The organism is Kitasatospora sp. NPDC096140 (genome assembly GCF_040303045.1).
Lineage (GTDB): Bacteria > Actinomycetota > Actinomycetes > Streptomycetales > Streptomycetaceae > Kitasatospora.
On sequence record NZ_JBEOUW010000001.1, the window covers coordinates 260,194 to 280,186 of the forward strand.

General features: G+C 72.2%; 16 protein-coding genes. 8 read left to right on the forward strand and 8 right to left on the reverse strand.

Annotation, left to right across the window (positions count from 1 at the left end):
• Positions 1 to 258: 258 nt before the first annotated feature.
• Both ABT048_RS01115 and ABT048_RS01120 read left to right on the forward strand, forming a co-directional pair.
• Positions 259 to 3,426: a putative bifunctional diguanylate cyclase/phosphodiesterase gene (locus tag ABT048_RS01115; RefSeq protein ID WP_350519158.1), complete on the forward strand. Its 3,168-nt coding sequence runs from the start codon at positions 259 to 261 to the stop codon at positions 3,424 to 3,426.
• Between the two features lie 328 nt (positions 3,427 to 3,754).
• Complete coding sequence (locus ABT048_RS01120) at positions 3,755 to 3,991, forward strand: helix-turn-helix domain-containing protein (protein WP_350519159.1); 237 nt, start codon at positions 3,755 to 3,757, stop codon at positions 3,989 to 3,991.
• Between the two features lie 139 nt (positions 3,992 to 4,130).
• On the opposite strand, the gene ABT048_RS01125 is transcribed toward ABT048_RS01120, so the two are convergent.
• Both ABT048_RS01125 and ABT048_RS01130 read right to left on the reverse strand, forming a co-directional pair.
• Positions 4,131 to 5,129: a ScbA/BarX family gamma-butyrolactone biosynthesis protein gene (locus ABT048_RS01125; protein ID WP_350519160.1), complete on the reverse strand. Its 999-nt coding sequence runs from the start codon at positions 5,127 to 5,129 to the stop codon at positions 4,131 to 4,133.
• Positions 5,130 to 5,371: 242 nt separating this feature from the next.
• Positions 5,372 to 7,183, reverse strand: coding sequence for a CocE/NonD family hydrolase C-terminal non-catalytic domain-containing protein (locus tag ABT048_RS01130; RefSeq protein ID WP_350519161.1), 1,812 nt, complete (start codon positions 7,181 to 7,183; stop codon positions 5,372 to 5,374).
• A 345-nt stretch (positions 7,184 to 7,528) separates the two neighbouring features.
• On the opposite strand from ABT048_RS01130, the gene ABT048_RS01135 reads away from it, so the two are divergent.
• Positions 7,529 to 8,056 carry a peptidylprolyl isomerase gene (locus ABT048_RS01135; RefSeq protein WP_350519162.1) on the forward strand — a complete coding sequence of 176 codons (528 nt, stop codon included), beginning with the start codon at positions 7,529 to 7,531 and terminating at the stop codon, positions 8,054 to 8,056.
• A gap of 66 nt (positions 8,057 to 8,122) precedes the next feature.
• Here the strand turns inward: ABT048_RS01135 and ABT048_RS01140 are convergent, their stop codons facing one another.
• The gene (locus tag ABT048_RS01140; RefSeq protein ID WP_350519163.1) at positions 8,123 to 8,851 is read right to left on the reverse strand and encodes a hypothetical protein; all 729 of its coding nucleotides are present in this window, start codon (positions 8,849 to 8,851) and stop codon (positions 8,123 to 8,125) included.
• 488 nt (positions 8,852 to 9,339) lie between these two features.
• Here ABT048_RS01140 and ABT048_RS01145 point away from each other — a divergent pair, with 488 nt between their 5' ends.
• Together ABT048_RS01145 and ABT048_RS01150 are read left to right on the forward strand one after the other, a co-directional pair.
• Positions 9,340 to 10,299: a phosphatidylinositol-specific phospholipase C gene (locus ABT048_RS01145; RefSeq protein WP_350519164.1), complete on the forward strand. Its 960-nt coding sequence runs from the start codon at positions 9,340 to 9,342 to the stop codon at positions 10,297 to 10,299.
• A gap of 154 nt (positions 10,300 to 10,453) precedes the next feature.
• On the forward strand, positions 10,454 to 11,746 hold the full coding sequence (locus tag ABT048_RS01150) for an alpha/beta hydrolase family protein (protein WP_350519165.1): 1,293 nt from the start codon (positions 10,454 to 10,456) through the stop codon (positions 11,744 to 11,746).
• A 109-nt stretch (positions 11,747 to 11,855) separates the two neighbouring features.
• Here ABT048_RS01150 and ABT048_RS01155 read toward each other — a convergent pair whose 3' ends face one another.
• Positions 11,856 to 12,149 (reverse strand): winged helix-turn-helix transcriptional regulator, encoded by a 294-nt coding sequence (locus ABT048_RS01155; RefSeq protein ID WP_350519166.1) that lies wholly within the window; start codon positions 12,147 to 12,149, stop codon positions 11,856 to 11,858.
• 138 nt (positions 12,150 to 12,287) lie between these two features.
• Between ABT048_RS01155 and ABT048_RS01160 the strand changes: the two genes are divergently transcribed.
• The gene (locus tag ABT048_RS01160; RefSeq protein ID WP_350519167.1) at positions 12,288 to 12,686 is read left to right on the forward strand and encodes a YybH family protein; all 399 of its coding nucleotides are present in this window, start codon (positions 12,288 to 12,290) and stop codon (positions 12,684 to 12,686) included.
• Positions 12,687 to 13,178: 492 nt separating this feature from the next.
• Here the strand turns inward: ABT048_RS01160 and ABT048_RS01165 are convergent, their stop codons facing one another.
• The 3 genes from ABT048_RS01165 to ABT048_RS01175 form a co-directional block, all read right to left on the reverse strand.
• Complete coding sequence (locus tag ABT048_RS01165; RefSeq protein WP_350519168.1) at positions 13,179 to 13,931, reverse strand: hypothetical protein; 753 nt, start codon at positions 13,929 to 13,931, stop codon at positions 13,179 to 13,181.
• Between the two features lie 201 nt (positions 13,932 to 14,132).
• Positions 14,133 to 14,672, reverse strand: coding sequence for a PadR family transcriptional regulator (locus tag ABT048_RS01170; protein ID WP_350519169.1), 540 nt, complete (start codon positions 14,670 to 14,672; stop codon positions 14,133 to 14,135).
• A gap of 318 nt (positions 14,673 to 14,990) precedes the next feature.
• On the reverse strand, positions 14,991 to 17,033 hold the full coding sequence (locus tag ABT048_RS01175; protein ID WP_350519170.1) for an oxidoreductase: 2,043 nt from the start codon (positions 17,031 to 17,033) through the stop codon (positions 14,991 to 14,993).
• Positions 17,034 to 17,190: 157 nt separating this feature from the next.
• Here ABT048_RS01175 and ABT048_RS01180 point away from each other — a divergent pair, with 157 nt between their 5' ends.
• The gene (locus ABT048_RS01180) at positions 17,191 to 18,492 is read left to right on the forward strand and encodes an FAD binding domain-containing protein (protein WP_350519171.1); all 1,302 of its coding nucleotides are present in this window, start codon (positions 17,191 to 17,193) and stop codon (positions 18,490 to 18,492) included.
• A 57-nt stretch (positions 18,493 to 18,549) separates the two neighbouring features.
• Here ABT048_RS01180 and ABT048_RS01185 read toward each other — a convergent pair whose 3' ends face one another.
• The gene (locus ABT048_RS01185) at positions 18,550 to 19,125 is read right to left on the reverse strand and encodes a TerD family protein (protein WP_350519172.1); all 576 of its coding nucleotides are present in this window, start codon (positions 19,123 to 19,125) and stop codon (positions 18,550 to 18,552) included.
• 531 nt (positions 19,126 to 19,656) lie between these two features.
• Here ABT048_RS01185 and ABT048_RS01190 point away from each other — a divergent pair.
• Complete coding sequence (locus ABT048_RS01190) at positions 19,657 to 19,950, forward strand: hypothetical protein (RefSeq protein ID WP_350519173.1); 294 nt, start codon at positions 19,657 to 19,659, stop codon at positions 19,948 to 19,950.
• The last annotated feature ends 43 nt before the right edge of the window (positions 19,951 to 19,993 follow it).

Below are 19,993 nucleotides of genomic sequence, written 5' to 3' on the forward strand. Positions count from 1 at the left end.
AATGCTTGGGAGTGCGACATTTCCGACTATACGCACTCACGGCACATTGAGAACGTCCGGTCGCACACCGACCGGGCGCCGCACACGCGCGCGAGGAAGCGGCCGCCCCGAACACGGCCGCACGCCCGCCCCGGGCACCGGCCCTCGCGCGGAGTCCCCGTCCGGAGACCCCGGTGACACCCGGAGCCCCCGGATCCCGCCCTCGCCCGAACTCCCCCGCCCGACCGGCGGGGTGACGTCGCGGAGGAGGTAGCCTCGTTGACACGCCGGCGACAACGCCTGATGGTCTGTTACCTGCTCTGGATGGTGCTGTTCACCGGCATCTACTACGCCAATCCCAGCCAGCGGATCATCTGGTGGACGGGCATCGGCCTCGGTGGCGTCGCCGCCATCGTGCTCGGCGTCCGCCTCAACCGCCCCGCGCACGCACGCTTCTGGTACGTGCTGGCGCTCGCCAACCTGAGTTTCACCGCGGGCGAGGTGGTGCAGGCCATCCAGCTGGACATCCTGCACCTGGCCAACCCCTTCCCCTCCATCGCGGACGGCTTCTACCTCGCCGAGTACGTGCTGTACGCGATCGGCCTGCTCGGCTTCATCCGATGGCGCACGGCCCGTCAGGACCGCGCCGGACTGCTCGACGCGCTGATCCTCACGATCGGCCTGGCGCTGCTCTCCTGGATCTACCTGATCGTCCCGTACACCCAGAACCCCGACCTCACGTGGTTCCAACGGGCCGTCTCGATCGCCTACCCCCTCGGCGACGTGGTCGTCCTCGCCCTGCTGCTGCGCCTGCTGACCCCGCGCGGCGGCAGCTCCCGCTCCCTGCAGCTGCTCGCCGTCGGCACCGTCGGCCTGCTCGTCTCCGACGTGCTGTACGGGCTGATCCAGCTGCACGGCACCTGGCGCATCGGCACGCCCGTCGAACTCGGCTGGGCCGCCTACTACACCGCGTGGGGCGCGGCCGCGCTGCACCCGTCGATGGTCGAGCTGACCAAGCCCGTCCCCACCCAGGAACCGGACCTGAGCACCGCCCGGCTGGTGCTGCTCACCCTCGCCTCGCTGATCGCCCCGGCGATCCTGATCATCGAGGCGCTGGCCGGGAACACCGACAACGCGGGCGTGATCGGCGCCTTCTCCGCGGTGCTGTACCTGCTCGTACTGGCCCGCCTCGCGGTCGTGGTCTCCGCCCGCAGACAGGCCATCGCCCGCGAGCGGGCGCTGCGCGAGGCGGGCGGCCGGCTGACCGCCGCCGTCAGCGTGGAGGAGGTCGCGGACGCCGTCCAGTCCGCCGCCTCCGCCCTGATGCCCGCCGAACCGGGGCACGTCGCCCTGCTCGCCGTCGCCGAGGCGGGCGTGCTGCACGTCCGGCACGCCGAGCGCGGCACGGCCCGGCACCGGCTGGGCACGGCCTCCGACTCCGACCAGGTGCTGGCCCTCGCCGCCTACCGCGAGAGCCGGCTGCTGCCCGTCGAGTCCGTCGACCTGCCCGCCAGCGAGCTGACCGGGCACCTCGACGGCATGTCGTACGCCCTGATCTGCCCGCTCACCCTCGCCGAGCGCCCCTTCGGCGACCCGCTGATCGGCGCGCTCATCGTCACCGGCACCGAGCAGGAGCTGGCCAGCCTCTGGAGCTCGCTGGAGATCCTCGCCGCGCAGGCCGCCCTCGCCGTCGAGCGGGTCGTGCTGAGCAAGGAGGTAAACCGCCGCAACAGCGAGCTCTACTTCCGCACGCTCGTCCAGAACGCCAGCGACGTCATCCTGATCCTCGACGCCGACGGCGGCGTGCGCTACGCCTCCCCCTCCGCGACGGCCGTGCTCGGCAACTCCGCGCTGGAGGGCGCCCAGCTCACCGACCTCGTCCCGCCCGAGGACAGCCGGGCGGTCGGCAAGGCGCTCTCCCGGATGCGCGACACCCCGTCCCCGTCCGCCGGCGAGCAGCCCCGCGAGCACTGGCGGCTGCTGCGCCAGGACCGCACCCCGATCGAGGCCGAGGTGCGCTTCAACGACCTGCGCGCGGACCCGACCGTCGGCGCCCTGGTGCTCACCCTGCGCGACGTCACCGAGCAGCGGCAGATGGAGCGCGAGCTGACCCACCGGGCGTTCCACGACTCCCTCACCGGCCTCGCCAACCGCGTGCTGTTCCAGGACCGGGTCGGCCACGCGCTGTCGCGCGGCGAACGCAGCGGGTCCGTCACCGGGGTGCTCTTCATCGACCTGGACGACTTCAAGGTGGTCAACGACACCCAGGGGCACGCGGTCGGCGACGAACTGCTGGTCGCGGTCTCGCTGCGGATCTCCACCGCGCTGCGCTCCTCCGACACCGCGGCCCGGCTCGGTGGCGACGAGTTCGCGGTGCTGGTGGAGGACGCGCTGGCGCCGGCCGACGTGGACACCATCGCGGCCGGCGTGCTGGAGGTCTTCAACGAGCCGTTCAAGCTCAAGGCGGGCGCGGTCCGGGTCAGCGCCAGCATCGGCGTGGCGACCACCGAGGACAGCGTCGACTCCGCCGAACTCCTCACCCACGCCGACCTCGCGCTCTACTCGGCCAAGGCGGCCGGCCGCCGCCAGTGGTGCCACTACCGGCCGGCCCTGCAGGCGGGGCTGGTGGAACGGCACGAGCTGAACGAGCACCTCGATTCCGCGATCGCGGAATCGGCGTTCCAGCTGTACTACCAGCCGATCGTCGACCTGCGCACCGGCGACCTGGTGGCCTTCGAGGCCCTGGTCCGCTGGCCGCACCACCGGCGCGGCATGGTGCTGCCCGACGAGTTCATCGCCCTCGCCGAGGAGAGCGGCCAGATCGTCCCGCTCGGCGCCTGGGTCCTGGAACGCGCCGCCCAGGAGGCCGCCGCCTGGCACGCCGCGAGCTCCACCACCCGCACCGCGGGAGGCCGTCCCCCGCTGCGCGTCAACGTCAACGTCTCCGCCCGGCAGTTCCGCGACGCCGGCTTCGTCGACGTCGTCCGCCAGGCCATCGCCACCTCCGGCATCGACCCGCACACCCTCGTCCTGGAGCTCACCGAATCCGTCCTGATGCGCCGCGACGACCGCATCCACGCCGACATGGCCACACTGTCCGGCCTCGGCGTCGGCATCGCCATCGACGACTTCGGCACCGGCTACTCCTCCCTCTCCTACCTCCGCGAGTTCCCGATCTCCCTCCTCAAGATCGACAAGTCCTTCATCGACGGTCTCGGCCACTCCCGGCAGCAGTACGCCCTGGTCGAGGGCATCGCCCGGATCGCCGACACCCTCGGCGTCCAGGTCATCGCCGAGGGCATCGAGCACCCCGAACAGCGCGACCTGCTCGCCGCCATGGGCTGCCCGCTCGGCCAGGGCTACCTCTTCGCCCACCCCATGGACTCCCCGCACGCTCGCTCCCTCGTGCGCAGCACCGCCCTGCGGGCCGGCGTGACGGGCGCGTGAGCACCGGCGGCGGTAGGCCTGCGGGGCGGGTCCGGGTGCGGGTACGGGTGCGGGTACGGGTGCCTGCCGGCGACAGGCGTGCGGGTGCGCGAGCCCGTCGGCGATGGGCGTGCGTGAGCCCGTCGTTGGCCCGCGTGCGCGAGCCCGCCGGTGGTCCGCGCGCGTGGGCCCGCCCGCGATGCGCGCGTGCTCGCCGGCGGTCCGCGCGTGAGCCCGCGAGCGATCCGCAACCAAGCGGCGGTCAAGGAAACTTGACCTCCGCTTGCCCCACAGGCTTTCCGACCGCGTGCCAGACTGTGCGGCCCCCACTCGCCGACGAGGAGTTTCGGTGGACCACGCGCGCCCCCTGATCGAGGACTTCCCCGCCCACCCCGACGGCGACCCGGCCGCCGTGCTGGCCGACGCCGTCCGCGAGCGCCGCACCGCCCTGGGCCTCTCCGTCCCCGACCTCGCCGAGCGCTCCGGCCTCTCCGAGCGTCAGGTCCGCGCCGTGGAACTCGGCCACGCCATGCCCACCCTGCCGCTGCTGACGGCCCTCTCCGCGGGGCTCAGGCCGACCCCCTGAACTCACGTCAGGGGGTCGGGCGGATCAGGACGGGGGCCCACTGGCCGACGCGCTGCGCACGTGGTTCGGCGAACCGCGGCCCGGAGCGTGAGGAGGGGCGATGCCGGTCCTCAGTTGCCGGCCGCGCGCTGGCCTCACCCTAGGCGAAACGATTCTGCAGGTCGCCGAAGTCCTGACCGGTCCGGGTCAGGTGCACCCGGGCGCGGGCGATCTGCTCGTGCTCCTGCACCATGGCGATCTCGAACGCGACGGTGTCCGCCGCGGGCGGGTCGACGACCCGCACCACGCAGTCGGTCGGCAGCTCGAACTCGCCGAAGCGCGTGAACTCCGTCTGCACCCTGGAGAGCAGCAGGCCGCGCGGCGACCACCCGAACAGCTCATGAGCCGCGTACATGGCCGACTGCCGGAACCCCTCGAAGATCACCGCGCCCGGGATGTGGTCCAGCGGGTGGTCGAAGAACGCCGGGTTGTCCTGGTCGACCACGACCCGGGTGCGGACCTCGCGGTCGCCCACCTCCGCCCCGGCGAGCACGACGTTCTGCACGACGGTGCGGCCGACGGTGACCGCGGCGACCCGGCCGCCGGTCCGGTGCGGCCGGGCCGGGGCGAGGTCGAGCGCGGCGCGGCCGCTGCGGCGTATCCGGTCCCAGGCCGCGACCGGCATCCACTGCGCGAAGGTGCGCATCGACGCGGCCTCCCGACCGTCGACCGACATGACCAGGTCGAGGGTGCTGCCGGTGACGACGCCGCCCCGCTGCTTCAGCCCGGCCACCCGGACACGGAGCTCGGCGTGCCCGGGGCGGGCACCGATGACCAGCGCCGCCGGGTCGGTGACCTCCAGCTCCCCGCTGATGAAGACGAACTTGTTGTCGAGCGGCGCACCGAGGAAGGTGTGGTCGACGTAGATCGACGCCTGACGGAAGACCTCGATGAGCAGCATCGAGTCGTACGTGGCGGGCGCGCTGCCGTGGTCGCTGTAGTAGCTGTGGACGCGCGGCAGCTGCGCGGCGACGAGGAACTCCTCGCCGGAGACCTGCACGGAGTCGGTGAGGAAGACCTCACAGATGGCGGCCCGGTGGACCGTGCCGCGCGGGACGGTGTTCGAGTAGGTCAGAGCACGATCAAGGATTACGGACATGGCTGAGCTTCCCCCTAGCACTCCTGCGTGTGCGTACCCCTCCGATCCGAGGTGCGGGCGTGAGCGTACCTCCGTTCCCCGCGAAGCTACTACTGTCGCACTGGCCACGCGGGGGCGATCACGTGCACGGAGCGCCCGAATGCTCCTTATTACGGGGATTGCCCAGGTCAGCAGCCCGGCGGCGGACACGGCAAGGGCCCGCCGCGGGCGCGACGGGCCGTTCGCACGAGGTGCGGCCGGGATCAGCCGAGCGGCAGCTCCAGGACGGCCTCCTCCCCGCGCGGCGAGGAGACGGTGGTCGTGCTGTCCTTCGTGCCGGAGAAGGCGTACAGCTTGTCGCAGCTGTTGACCACCAGGGCGAGGCGGTGGCCGTCCGGCAGGTCGTAGGCGGCGGGCTGGAGCGTCCAGCCGACCGTCCGGTCCTCGGCGGGCGCCAGGTCGGCGGCGGTGTACGGCTCGTGGGTGATGATGCGCGCCGTGCCGTCGGGGGCGACGTCGAAGAGGTACGCCACCAGCGTGGCCGGCCCCTCGGTGTTGCGGACGGTGAGCCGCACCTTCGCGGCGCCCCGGATCCGGCGCGCCACACCACCGGTCCCGGTCAGCGCCTCGGTGGACCACATCAGCAGCCGAGGCCGCTCGAACCCGTCCGGGTCGTAGGACTTGGGGTTGCCGAACCACTCCTTCTGACCGGTCTTCATGATGTCGTCCATCGCGGTGGCGGCCGTCTCGTGGCCGGCCGTGAAGTCCCGGCTCCAGCCGGAGGACTGCTTGTCGGACAGCTCGCCGTCACCGCCGTCGGCGGCCCCGGTGAGGTACCAGGAGTCGGTACCGGTGGTGACGTCGCCCCAGGACGGGCTCTGCTCACGACGAGCCGGCACGGTGATCCGGTCGAGCTGGCCGACCACCTTGGTGGTCTCGTAGGTGAACATGACCTGGTTGTTCACCTCCCGCCAGGTCGGCACCTCGTTCGCGGCGTCGAGCAGGTAGTGGTCCAGCCAGGCGTTGGCCTCCTGCATCGGCTCCTTCAGCCCGGGGAACGGCACACCGCCGATCAGGCCGGCCAGGCCCGGGCCCTCGGGGGCGCCGTGGTCACCGATCCACATGTTCAGGTGCTTGGGCACGGTGAGCTTCTCGAACGTCCGGATCGTCTGACCGGCCGGGAACAGGCTCTCGTGCCAGGTGTTCGAGATGAACGTCGGGATGCCCCGCGCGTTGGTGATGTCGACGTACGACTCCGGGGCGCGCTCCGTGCCCCAGGCGACGACGGCGTCGAGGTTCACGCCGTCCTCGAAGTCCTTGAGGATCTTCCGGGACTCCTCGTCGAACTTCTCCTCCAACGTGCCGCCGGTGAAGGCGATCAGCGCGTCCACGGCCGCGGTGTGGCGGGTCCCGTTGTCGTACAGCGCGGTGGCCAGGTTGCCCCAGGTGCTCAGCGCGACCACGACGTCGACGCGGTCGGCCTCGTCGTGCGCGGCCACCAGCTGGCTGATCCCCGAGCCGTACGACTCGCCGAGGAAGCCGATCCTGCTCGGCGCGAAGTACGGCTGCGCGTAGTCGAGCACCTTCGAGCCGTCGAGCCAGTCCTTGGGCCCGGCGACGTCGATGTGCCCCTCCGAGGTGGAGATCCACCCCGGGAGGCCGATGCCCCGCGGGGTGTAGGCCAGGACGTGGTAGCCGCGCGCCGCCAGCGAGAGGTAGGCGTACATGAACGGCAGCCAGCCGTACGGGTTCCAGCCCGCGGGAACGACCACGAGCGGACGCGGTTCGTCCCCGTTCAGCTTGATGGTGAACGCCGACAGCTGTGTCCCGCGCTCGCCGTCGATGCGCAGGACGTCGAAGGTGGCGCGACCACGGACCCTCGACGCCAAGTCCGCCAGCTCGGACGGAAGTGCCGCCCCCGCCTCGCCCCGGACCGCCGCGAGCAGGGCCTGCGCCACGGCGAGCACCGCCGGGCTCGGGTTGAGACCGGCGCCCGCCCAGATGCCGTTGGTGGCGATGTCGTTGAGTGTCGCGTCAGTGACCGAAGCGCTGGAGTCGCCGCTGGCAGAGGTCATACGAACCACCCTTGTCATGAGGTAGGAGCACGCCCTGTCGGGCGCCGTCCTGCATCCTGGTCACAAGGCGCCGGAGAGCGGCTGACGACACATCAGATACAACCCGTACGAGTGAACTTGAGCCCACGCTTCCCGGATTCGACACCGCCGTCGAATCCGACACCGCCGCTGCCACCTGAAGCCCGGCACACTCACACCCAGCGCGTGCAGGGACGAGGAGTGGGCCGATTTCCCACTCCTTCTGCCGCGTCACTCATGCGGGTGAGATGCCGTGTTGCCGCCCCGGATTGGTTCGTCCCGGCCGGAAGACTGACCGCGCCAGTAGGACGCACCGAAGGACTTGCCATGGCAGAAGAGCTGTACGCGACGCTGAAGAGCAACCAGGGCGACATCGTGATCCGGCTGCTGCCGAACCACGCCCCGAAGACCGTCAAGAACTTCGTGGAACTCGCCACCGGCGAACGGCAGTGGATCGACCCGAACACCGGCCGGCCGAGCAACGCGAAGCTGTACGACGGCACGGTCTTCCACCGGGTCATCGAGGGCTTCATGATCCAGGGCGGTGACCCCCTGGGCAACGGCACCGGCGGGCCCGGGTACGAGTTCGCCGACGAGTTCCACCCGGACCTTGCGTTCACCAAGCCCTACCTGCTGGCCATGGCCAACGCCGGGCCCGGCACCAACGGCTCCCAGTTCTTCATCACCGTCGGGCCGACGGCCTGGCTCACCGGTAAGCACACCATCTTCGGCGAGGTCGCCGACGAGGCGAGCCAGCGGGTCGTCGACGCCATCGCCACGACGGAGACCGACCCGCGCAACGACCGGCCGGTCAAGGACCTCGTCATCGAGTCGGTCGTCATCGAGACCCGCTGACCCGCACGGGCCCGCCCGCCCCTCGGAGTGGGAAGTCGGTCCCGCCGACTTCCCACTCCCACCCCACTACGGCTGGTCAGCGGCCGGCTGCGCGAGCGCCAGCCCGGTCCACCGTTCCCGCTCCTCCGCGTGACTGCCGGTCGCCGTCGCCCGCGCGACTTCCGCAGCCCCGTCGACCCCCTCAGCCCCATCGGCCGCCGGCTCACCGCCACGGAACAGCAGCGCCAGCGGCCAGACCGGCGCACCCGACACCTCCCCGTCGAAGGCGTGCCAGTCCCACGCCCCGTCGAAGCGCCAGGCCCGCCCGTCCCGGTCGGCGACCTCGTCACCCGGTTCGAGGAACGCGTACGGGCGGAAGAGCAGTTCGATGCCGATCGGCTCACCACCGGCCGGATCGAACGCGTAGCCCTGATCCTCCAAGCCGGGTTCGTACACCTCACCCTGCCGCAGCACCTCGACGTAGCACGCGGGCCGCGGCAGCAGGCCGGTGACCAGCGGCGGATCGTAGTACTCCACCGACTGGACGTGCACCACGGTCGGGGGCATCCCCACCCGGCACGTGTCACCCGGCCTGAGCTCCGTCTCCGCCGGCTCCGTCCGGAAGACCTCCCACTCCCGGGCGGCGGGCAGCGGCATCGCACGGTCACCGTTCCAGCAGATGCCCTCGGCCTGCGGGTCCGCCGCCAACCACGGGCACCGCACCGAGACGTGGTAGCGGGAGACCGCGGTGACCGTCGTCTCGGTGAAGTCGCACTCCAGCCGCAGCACGTCCCCCGGTCGGTAGTCATGAATCACGGGCGGCATTCTGCCCGCCCCCACCGACAGCGGCCGACAGCGGTTGCCGGCCGTCACTGCGCCGACCAGGCCCCCTCCCGCTCACTGCGCAGGAGACGGCGGAGTAGTACGAGCTCCCCGGCAGCGACGTCGGCGCATCCCCGCCCGAGCCTCTCGTCGAGTCCGCCGTCGACTCGGCGAACGTCCATTGGAAGGTCCCGTCGAGTCGGCGATCCCCACCACCGCCTGCCCGGCGCCACCCACCCGGGCGCCGGCTCCGACCGCGACTTCGACGCTTCCCCCGAATCCATGCCCAACCCCCGCTCACAGCACGCGACTTACCGTCGAGCTTGACAGCAGTTCGTCAGACGGCGATCCGGGTAGGACAGACGGAACGGAGACCGAACCGCACCGCTCCCCGGACGGTGAACCCGCCGACGCCGGGGCCGCGTTCGGGCTGAAGGCACCGTGCACCTCCCAGCCGACCGGAACGCCGAAGGAGCCACCTCATGGGCATCGCACGTCGTGATCTTCTCAAGTGGGGCGCGGGAGCCGGCGGAGCGGCCGTCCTGGGCAGCGGGCTCGCCCTGCCGCCGTCCACCGCCCGGGCCGCCGTCCGGACCACCCCGCGCGGGCTGCCGACGGACAGCTGGATGGGCCGCCTGAACGGGAGCCTCTCCCTGCTCGACCTCACCATCCCCGGCACCCACGACTCGTGCTGCGAGAACCCGGCCTACGGCACGGAGTGGTCGCACACCCAGAACTGGGGCATCCCACAGCAGTTGGAAGAAGGCGTCCGCTTCCTCGACATCCGCTGCAACGGCCTGCAGGGAGCGCCCGACGAGCTGGGGATCTACCACTCCGACGCCTACCAGCACCTCCGGTTGCAGGACGTGCTCGACCGCTGCCGCACCTTCCTCCAGGCACACCCCGGCGAGACCATCGTGATGCGCCTGCGCAACGAGCGGGCGGGCGGACAGGCCCTCGGTGACGACGAGTTCATGCGGCGGGTCAACCACTACTTCGACGCGTTCGGCTACCGGAGCCTGTTCCACTTCTACGGCTGGCCGACGCTCGACGCCGCCCGCGGCAAGGTCGTCCTGCTCGCGGACTTCGCCAATCCCTGGGGCCTGATCAACTGGTCCAGCGGCCAGAACGAGTACTTCGACACCCAGGACGCCTGGCAGATCGGCGGCCTCGACCCGCTGGGCACGAAGGGCCGGTACATCGTCGCCCAGTTCGACAAGGCCTTCGGCAACCCGAGCTACCCGAAGATGTTCGTCAACTTCCTCAGCTACGCCGGTGGTTACTGGCCCAAGACCAGCTCGCAGAGCATCATGGACCGCTCCGTCTACCCGTACCTGAACGCCCGCACCCAGCAGCGCGCCCGCTTCGGCATCGTGCCGATGGACTTCCCGGACTTCCACGTCAACGTGCTGCAGATGCTGATCGACAAGAACGTCGTCTAGCGGCCCAGCGCCCTCCTCCTCGCTCCCGGCCGGGGCCACCGCCGCGCGGTGCGCATCAGCCCCGAGGCGTAAACCCGTGGGCCAGTTCCGGGTGACGGTAGATCAGTCGGCAGGCCAATGCCGCCCGCCCGCCCCGCGTGACAGCGTTCGGGGCATGGACACCACGCCGTTCGCAAGCCCCAGCGGACCCACCGGAAGCTCCGCCGGCCCCGCTGGCGGAGCTTCCGGAAGCTCTCCCGGACCGACCCGCCGCCGCATCCTGGGCGCCGCGCTGGCGATGGGCGCCGCCGCGCCGATCGGTCTCGCCGGCACCGCCTGGGGCGCCCCGGGCCGATCCGCGGGCGCCACCGGCACGGGCCCCGCCGCGCCCTCACGGCTCACCCTGCCCGTGCCCACCGGACCCTGCCCGGTGGGCACGGTGCCGCTCCACCTGCGCGACACCGCCCGCCCGGACCCGATCGCCGGGCCGGGCCGCTTCCGCGAACTGATGGCCACCGTCTGGTACCCGGCCCGGAGCGCCGACGCCGACGCGTACCCGCTCGCCCCCTGGATGACCGCGGGCGCCCTGAAGGCCTTCCTCGACGATGCCGGCTTCCCGCTCGACCTCTCCCTCGCCCCGCTCACGTCCGGCCACCAGGGCGCGCCCGTCCACCGGACCGGCCACCGGCTGCCCGTCGTCGTCTTCTCGCACGGCTCGGGAAGCCACCGCGCCGACCACACGGTCGTCTGCCAGGAGCTCGCCAGCCACGGCTACGCCGTCGTCACCGTCGACCACACGCACGACGGGTTCACCGAGTTCCCCGACGGCACCGTCCTCACGCCGGACGACCGCGTCGCGGCATACCCCAGGGACTACGCCGCCGACCTGCGCTTCCTGCTCGACCGCGTCGACGACCTCGCCGCCGGCCGCAACCCCGACGTCGACCGCCGCACCCTGCCGGCCGGCCTGCTCGGCGGCCTCGACCCCAACACCGTCGGCGCGTTCGGCTGGTCGAAGGGCGGCACCGCCACCGCCCTCGCCATGGCCGCCGACCGGCGCATCCGCGCCGGGCTCGCCCTCGACGGGCCGATGATCTCCAACCCGCCCCCGAGCGCCGACCTCGACCGGCCCTTCATGCTGATGACCGCCGTCTGGGCCCGGGCCGGCAACCCCGCCGCCGAGACATTCTGGGGCCACCTGCGCGGCTGGCGCCTCGACGTCCAGGCCACCGGCGCCGTCCACGGCTCGTACGGCGACAACATGACGCTGATCCCGCAGGCGGGCAAGCTCCTCGGCATGACCGAGGAGCAGATCCAGTCCCAGGTCGGCACCCTCGACCCCGACCGCGGCATCCTCATCCAGCAGGCCTACCCTCTCGCCTTCTTCGACCTCCACCTGCGCCACCGCGGCCGCCACCTGCTCGACGGGCCGTCGAAGGCCTTCCCGGAGGTCGTCTTCCACCCGTAGGGCCCGGTACGGCGGCGGGCGGCCGAAACCCGGACGCGGGGGACGGAACGGGGTGCAGCGGGAGGGTGGGAGCGACGGCACTGTCATGACAGGGGTCCGGCCGCCCCGCTCACCTGCGTGCGTCCACCAGTCGCGCACCCGTGCGGTACAGCTCGACCAGCAGCGGGCGGAGCGCCCGCCCGGCGGGCGTCAACCGGTACGAGGTCCGCACCGGGAAGCCCGCCAACCGTTCGCGGACCGCCAACTCCCGCTCGACCAGGGCCTGCAGGCGCTCGGCGAGCACCTTCGAGCTGATCTCCGGAAGCCGCGCCCGCAGCTCCCCGTACGAGGCGGGGCCGTGCATCAGCTCCCTCAGTACCAGCGTCGTCCACCGGCCCGCCACCGCGGCCAGCGCCACCTCCACCGGACAGTCCGTCTCGGGCCGCGCGGTACGGCCGCGCTCATCCGGTACCAACTCCCCGTCCCAGTCGCGGCCTTCGACCCGTCCGTCACCGTCACTTCCCGTTTGGTGACCTACGGCGCACCCGTCTTCACTGCTCACATGACTCACCCCACCAGCCTCCCCGTGAGCACCGACCCGGCACAACACCCGGCCGTCTTCGCCGCTGCCTTCAACTCCGGTGACCCTGCCCTCCTCGCGCAGGTCTACGAACCCGGCGCCGTCTTCGTCCCGTCCCCGGGGAGCGCGACCACCGGAGCCGAACTCCACCGCGCCAACGCGGAGTTCCTCACCCTCGGGCTGCCGATCACCGTCCGCCCCCGGCACACCTACGTCGCCGACGACATCGCCCTGCTCATCGTCGACTGGGAGATCACCGGCACCGCCCCGGACGGCACCGCCGTCCACCTCACCGGCACCGCCACCGACGTCGCCCGGCGTGACGCCTCCGGCCACTGGCGCTACGTGATCGACAACCCGTTCGGCACGGCGGGGCCCTGAGCGCGGGATCAGCCGGCCCGCTCCTTCGGGTTGACCGTGCAGAAGCAGACCAGGCCGGCCCGCCGGCCGAAGGAGAAACCGCCCTGGTAGTGGTCCCCGGTGACCGACCGGTCGAACACCTCGCTGTGCAGTCAGCCCCTGGGCTCACCCAGCTCGTCCGCGAGCGCCGACGGGACGCGGCAGCCGATGCGCTCCTCCTTCCAGGTGCCGGTCCCGCCGGGCGGGGATCGGGGCTCCCCGGGGTGGCACCGATCCACCGCGCCGCCGGCAGCTCGCCCAGCTCCGGGAAGCGGCGCTGCAACGGGTCGGCGTCCTGCCGTACTGGAAGTACTTCCCGCACCTCAGGGCGCCGTCCGCGGAGGACAGCCGGACGAACACGCCGTACCCGGCGTCCTCGACCGAACCGTGCCGCCAGGTGCCGGCGAACGGCGCCGCCGCCGAGGATCCGGCCTTGGTCCTGGCCCTGGCCTTGGCCTCGGTTCTGACCTTGGTTCAGACCCGCATGTTCTGGGTGGCGGTGGCGGTGGCGGTCGTGGTGGCGACGGCGGTGGGCGGGGTGGTGCTGCCGGCGGTGGTGCCGAGCGTGCGCTCGACCTTGGAGACGGCGGTGCGGTACTGCATCGAGGCCGTCTGCGCGTCAGCTCCGTCACGCTGGAAGTAGCCGAAGGCCATGGCGACCGTGCCGAAGCGCTCGATGCCGACGAAGGCGTTGAGTTGGACACCGGCCAGGGTGCCGTCGAGGCGGACCGCCGGGGCATCCTGCCGGTCGCCGAGCGTGACCGGGGTGACGGTGAAGGTCACGGTGTCCTCGGTGCCGGCGTTGAAGGTGATGGTGTGACAGCTCCGGAGGGCGTCGGCCGCCGAGTTGAAGTCCGAGGTGAGCTGGTCGGACGCCTCTGCGGCAAGGGCCTCGGTGACCATCGGGTTGCCGTCCGGGCCGTCGAGTTCGGTCTCGGCGCGCGAGTTCGCGAGGCCGGGCTGGGTGGCGTGCATGTTGATCAGGGCGCTGAGCGCGTCACAGCCGCTGACCGGGCTCGGGTTCTCACCCGGACTGGGGCTCTCGGTGGCGGGCACCTCGGTGAAGTCGGGACCGAGGTCGGCCGCGGTGAGCAGGGCCGACTTCAGCTGATCGGCGGAGGGCAGGTCCTGGGCGGGCGCGGCCGACGCCAGCTGCGTCGGGCCGAGTGCGACCGCCGCGACGACGGCTGCGGCGATGACGGCGTGGAGCGGCCTGGGAAGAGACATGCAGGCCCCCGGTCGAGAGTTCGGGCAGGGACAGGCAACCAGTGTCCCACCGGGGGTCGGGAGCGGCGCGCGGGGAGGGCATCGCCGCAGGTCAGGACGGGCGCGAGCGCAGGAACGGCGCTGCGCCGACCTCAGCCGGGGGCGGTCCGGGACCGGCTCGGGCACGGTTCGGGCTTGCTACGGGACCGGCTCGGGCGCGGCTCAGGCGTGGTTCGGGGAGAGGGATTCGAGGGTCTCGGCGAGCCACTCCACCCAGAAGGTCTCCAGCCCGATCCCGGCCCGCAGCACCGCGTGCTGGAGCCGGTTCTCGCCGTTCTCCTTCTCAGCCGGGAAGTCGCGCCGTTCGATCTCCAGGTAGTCGGCCAACTGCGCGCGGTGAAGCGCCAGGTGGCGTTCCAGCTCGGCCGCCAGACCGTCCGTGCCGACCACCGCCGCGGCCCGGAGACGCAGCAGCAGCGGCTCCCGGACGGCGCGCGGCGGGGCGCCCTCGGCCGTCCAGCGGGCCAGTTCGGCACGGCCCTCCGGCAGGACCTCGTACTCCTTCTTCTGCCCGCGCACCGGCCCGTCCGGCTGGAGGGCCCGGATGTGACCGGAGGCCTCCAGCCGGCCCAGCTCGCGGTAGATCTGCTGGTGGGTGGCGGGCCAGAAGAAGCCGATCGACTTGTCGAACCGCCTGGTCAGCTCCAGCCCCGAGGACGGCTTCTCCAGCAGGGCGGTGAGGATGGCGTGCGGAAGCGACATGCCGACGATCCTAGAGGCGCATGAGCAGGTCGGATGGCCAGGCCATGAGCGGGCCTCATGAAGCGAGGCCCATGAGCGGGTCTCATGGAGCCCAGGCCATGAGCGGGCCTCATGGGGCGAAGTCATGAGCAGGTCTCATGACCCACCCCTCATGAGAAGGTCTCATGGCCGCACGCATGAACAAGTCTCATGGGCGCGCCCATGAGCAGCTCTCATGGCCGCACGCATGAGCAGGCCTCATGGCCGATCCCATGAGCAGACCGCAAGGCCGCGCGCATGAGCAGGTCTCATGCGCGCGACCCCGTGGAGTGCAGCCGCTCAGAGCGAGGCGGCCAGCTCGGTGCCCTGCTTGATGGCCCGCTTGGCGTCCAGCTCGGCGGCGACGTCGGCGCCGCCGATCAGGTGCATCGCCAGGCCGCGCTCGCGCAGCGCCTCGTACAGGTCGCGGCGCGGCTCCTGCCCGGTGCAGAGCACCACGGTGTCGACGGGCAGCAGCTGGCGCTCGCCGTCCACGGTGATGTGCAGGCCGGCGTCGTCGATCAGGTCGTACGTCACGCCGGGGACCATCACGACGCCGCGGTGCTTGAGCTCGGTGCGGTGGATCCAGCCGGTGGTCTTGCCGAGTCCGGCGCCGACCTTGGTGGTCTTGCGCTGCAGCAGGTGGACGCTGCGCGGGGGCTTGGGACGCTCGGGGGCGCGCAGGCCGCCGCGCTCGCGGTACTCCGCGTCGATGCCCCACTTGGCCTGGAACACCGGCGGGTTGAGGCTGGCCTGGTCGCCCTGGTCGGTGAGGAACTCGGCCACGTCGAAGCCGATGCCGCCCGCACCGAGGATGGCGACCCGCTCGCCGACGGGCGCGCCGTCGCGCAGCACGTCGAGGTAGCCGACCACGCTGGGGTGGTCGATCCCGGGGATGTCGGCGGGGGTCCGCGGGGTGACGCCGGTGGCGATGACGAGTTCGTCGTAGCCTTCCTCGGCCAGTTGCCCGGCGGTGGCGGTGGCCCCGAGGCGCAGCGTGACGTCCAGCTCGGCGAGGCGGGTGCGGTAGTAGCGCAGGGTCTCCTCGAACTCCTCCTTGCCGGGGATGCGCCGGGCCACGTCGAGCTGTCCGCCGACCGCCTCGGCGGCGTCGTAGAGCGTGACGTCGTGGCCGCGCTCGGCGGCGGAGACGGCGAAGGCGAGGCCGGCCGGGCCGGCGCCGACGACGCCGACGCGCTTGCGCAGCCGGGTCGGTGCGAGGACGAGTTCGGTCTCGTGGCAGGCGCGCGGGTTGACCAGGCAGGAGGTGATCTGGAGGTTGAAGGTGTGGTCCAGGCAGGCCTGGTTGCAGCCGATGCAGGTGTTGATGGCGTCGGCGCGGTCGTCGCGCGCCTTGGCGACGAAGTCGGCGTCGGCGAGCAGCGGGCGGGCCATCGAGACCAGGTCGGCGTTGCCCTCGGCGAGCAGGCGCTCGGCGATCTCGGGGGTGTTGATGCGGTTGGTGGTGACCAGCGGGATGCCGACCTTGCCCATGACCTTCTTCGTCACCCAGGCGAAGGCGCCGCGCGGCACCGAGGTGGCGATGGTCGGGATGCGGGCCTCGTGCCAGCCGATGCCGGTGTTGATGATGCTCGCCCCGGCGGCCTCGACGGCCTGCGCGAGCTCCACGACCTCGTCCAGGGTGGAGCCGCCCGGTACCAGGTCGAGCATGGAGAGGCGGTAGACGATGATGAAGTCCTCGCCGACCCGCTCGCGGACCCGGCGGACGATCTCCACCGGGAAGCGCATCCGCCGCTCGTAGGAGCCGCCCCACTCGTCCTCGCGGTGGTTGGTCGCGGCGACGATGAACTCGTTGATCAGGTAGCCCTCGGAGCCCATGATCTCGACGCCGTCGTACCCGGCGCGGCGGGCGAGTTCGGCGCAGCGGGCGAAGTCCTCGACGGTCTGCTCGACCTGCTCGGCGGTGAGTTCGTTGGGGACGAAGGGGCTGATCGGGGCCTGGATCGCGCTGGGGGCGACCAGGTCGCGGTGGTAGGCGTAGCGGCCGAAGTGCAGGATCTGCAGGGCGATCTTCCCGCCGGCGGCGTGCACCGCGTCGGTGACCTCGCGGTGCTTGTCGGCCTCCTCCTCGGTGGTCAGCATCGCGCCGCCCTCCCAGGGGCGTCCGGCCTCGTTGGGGGCGATGCCGCCGGTGACGATGAGCCCGACGCCGCCGCGGGCGCGTTCGGCGTAGAAGGCGGCCATCCGCTGGTAGCCGTCGGGGGCTTCTTCGAGGCCGACGTGCATCGAGCCCATGATCACGCGGTTGGGCAGGGTGGTGAAGCCGAGGTCGAGCGGGCTGAGCAGGTGCGGGTAGCGGCTGCTGCCGGGGGTGGCGCTCATCGACGTCTCCTGGGGCGCGGGCTGGGTGTCGTGGTTACCGCAGGGTAGGGGACGGGTCGAGCACTATGCAACTAGTTGCATAAAGCGAGGGCGGCGCCCCGCACCCGAAGCGGCCGAACGCCGGGCGGACGGCGGGGCGCCCGCGTATCGTCGTGTCGTGGAGGTCGCGGACGTCCCGGACGTCGCAGGCTCGGGAGAGGGGGCAGCCGTGCGCGGTGGCTCGGTGGCCGTGGTCGGGGGCAGCATCGCCGGGAGCGCGTTCGCCGGGGCGGCCGCCCGGCTGGGCGCGGAACGGGTCGTGGTGCTGGAGCGCAGCCCGGGCCGACTGGAGGACCGCGGTGTGGGCATCTGCACCCACAACGACCGCTTCGACGAGCTGGTCCGCGCCGGGCACCTCGCCGCGGACACCCGCCGCCACCGCCTCACCGTCCGCCGCTGGACCACCCGCGGACCGGCCGGCGAGGGCGACGGCCCGCACGGGCGCGGCCGGGTGCTCTGGGACCAGCCGTTCCCCTTCCACTCCCACCACTGGGCCGTCCTGTGGCAGGCCCTGCGCGAGCGGACGCCCGAACGGGTCGAGTACCGGCTGGGCACCACCGTCACCGCGGTCGGCGGCGACGAGCAGGCTGCCTGGACCGAGGACGCCGACGGCGGCCGCCAGTCCCACGACCTGGTGATCGGCGCGGACGGCTACCGCTCGGTGGTCCGCGAGGCCGTCTGCCCGCAGGCCGCGCCCGAGTACGCCGGGTACGTGTGCTGGCGCGGCAGCTACGACAGCGCGCTGCTGGACGAGCTGCCCGGCGGGGCGGCGGTCTGGCCGGAGGAGGAGTGCATCACCGTCTGCTACCACGGCGGGCAGGTCGTGATCTACCGCATCCCCGGACTGGAGCCCGGCCGCACCCAGGTCAACTGGGTCTTCTACGCGCCGACCCCGGACTGGCTGCGCCTGGACGGCCCGACCAGCATCCCGGCCGGCGCGCTCACCGACGGGCGGCTGGACGAGCTGCGACAGCTCGCCGAGCGGCACCTGCCGCCGTACTGGGCCGGGCTGGTCACCCTCACCCCGCCCGAACGGACCTTTCTGCAGCCCGTCTACGACCTGGCGGCCCCGCGCCGCACGGCCGGACGGTTGCTGATCGGCGGGGACGCGGCCACGGTGGTCCGGCCGCACAACACCAGCGGCGCGGTGAAGGCCCTGCAGGATGCGCACGCCTTCGAGCAGGCCGGCCGGGCCGCCGGCTCCTGGTCCTCCCTGCTGGCCGCGTACGACCGCGAACGGAGCGCGGTCGGGCGGGAGTTGGTGGACCTGGGCCGGACGCTCGGCCGGGCACAGGTCACCGCGGCGCCGGACTGGTCGACGATGGACGAGCCCGCGATGACCGCGTGGTGGCAGCACCAACTCACCGGGAGCGGCGGCTTCGGCGGCCACGCGCTCGGTCGGACCGAGCCTTCCCCGTGACCGCCGAGACCGCCGACTCCACCGAAGCCGCCGGAACCGCCGACTCCGCTGCGAGGATCAGACGTTGACGCCGTAGTCGGTCGCGATGCCGCGCAGACCGGAGGCGTAACCCTGGCCGATGGCGCGGAACTTCCACTCGGCGCCGTTGCGGTACAGCTCACCGAAGACCATCGCGGTCTCGGTGGAGGCGTCCTCGGTCAGGTCGTAGCGCGCGACCTCCTGGCCGTTGGCCTGGTTGACGATCCGGATGAACGCGTTGCGGACCTGGCCGAAGTTCTGCAGCCGGGCGTCGGCGTCGTAGATCGACACCGGGAAGACCACCTTGGCCACGTCGGCCGGCACCCGGTCCAGGTCGACCTTGATCTGCTCGTCGTCGCCGTCGCCGCCACCGGTCAGGTTGTCACCGCTGTGCTCGACCGAACCCTCGGGACTGCGAAGGTTGTTGAAGAACACGAAGTGCTGGTCCGAGATCACCTTGCCGAGCGCGTTGCACAACAGCGCACTGGCGTCCAGGTCGTAGTCGGCCCCGGTGGTGGTGCGAACGTCCCAGCCGAGGCCCACGATCACGGCGCTCAGACCGGGCGCCTCCTTGCTCAGCGAGACGTTGCCGCCCTTGGCCAGCGAAACTCCCACAATGCCCTCCTCGATCTCTCCCTGCGGACGAATCTACAACACTGTAGAGATCACGAGAATCCGTCTGAAGGCGGGCTCCACCCCGGGAATTCCTCAGGGGTCGTTCCAGGGCCCCGACGGGAACCGATCACCCCCGCCCGAGATTCCGTCGGCGTCACACCGGCCCCTCGATCGAGATCCGCACGCCGCCGCCCTCGGCCCGGGCGCCGCCGCCGGGCCCGCGCGACGCCCGGTCCTGGCCCTCACCGCCACCCGGTGCAGCGCCAGGACGCACTCCTCGCCCGCCAGATCGTCCCCGTACTCGTACGGACGCATCCCGCACCCCTCCCCTCCGCACCCCGGAAACCGTACCGCCGGCCACGCCGGACGGGACGGGACGGGCCGCGCCAGGCCGAGCCGGGCCGGGTCGGGAGCGGCCGGGGCGCCCGGGTGGTGCCGCCGACCTAGACTGACGGTGGACCGCCGGTTCCGGGTTCCGGGCCCCCGGGCCCCACCCCGGCCCCGGCTGCGGCGCCCCCGCGGGAGGTATCCATGCGCCAGCGGCACAGCTTCCACGTCGACCAGGGCGGGCACTCCGTCACCGTCAACGTCCGCTCCGGCTGGATCACCGAGACCGAGCTGCTGGTGGACGGCAAGGAGTGCGCCTTCCACCGCGTCCACGGGCACGGCAGCTACCCGCTGACCCTCTCCTCCCAGCTCGCCGATGAACCGCCCCGGCCGCTCGCGGTCACCCTGGACCGCACCGGCAAGGCCGAGCACCCGCTCTCCTGCGTCCTGGCGCTCGCCGGCGCCGAGCTCCCGATGCCGGAGCGCACGGCCCGCTGAAGCCCCTCGCGGGGACCGGTTTGCCCACGGATACTACGAAACC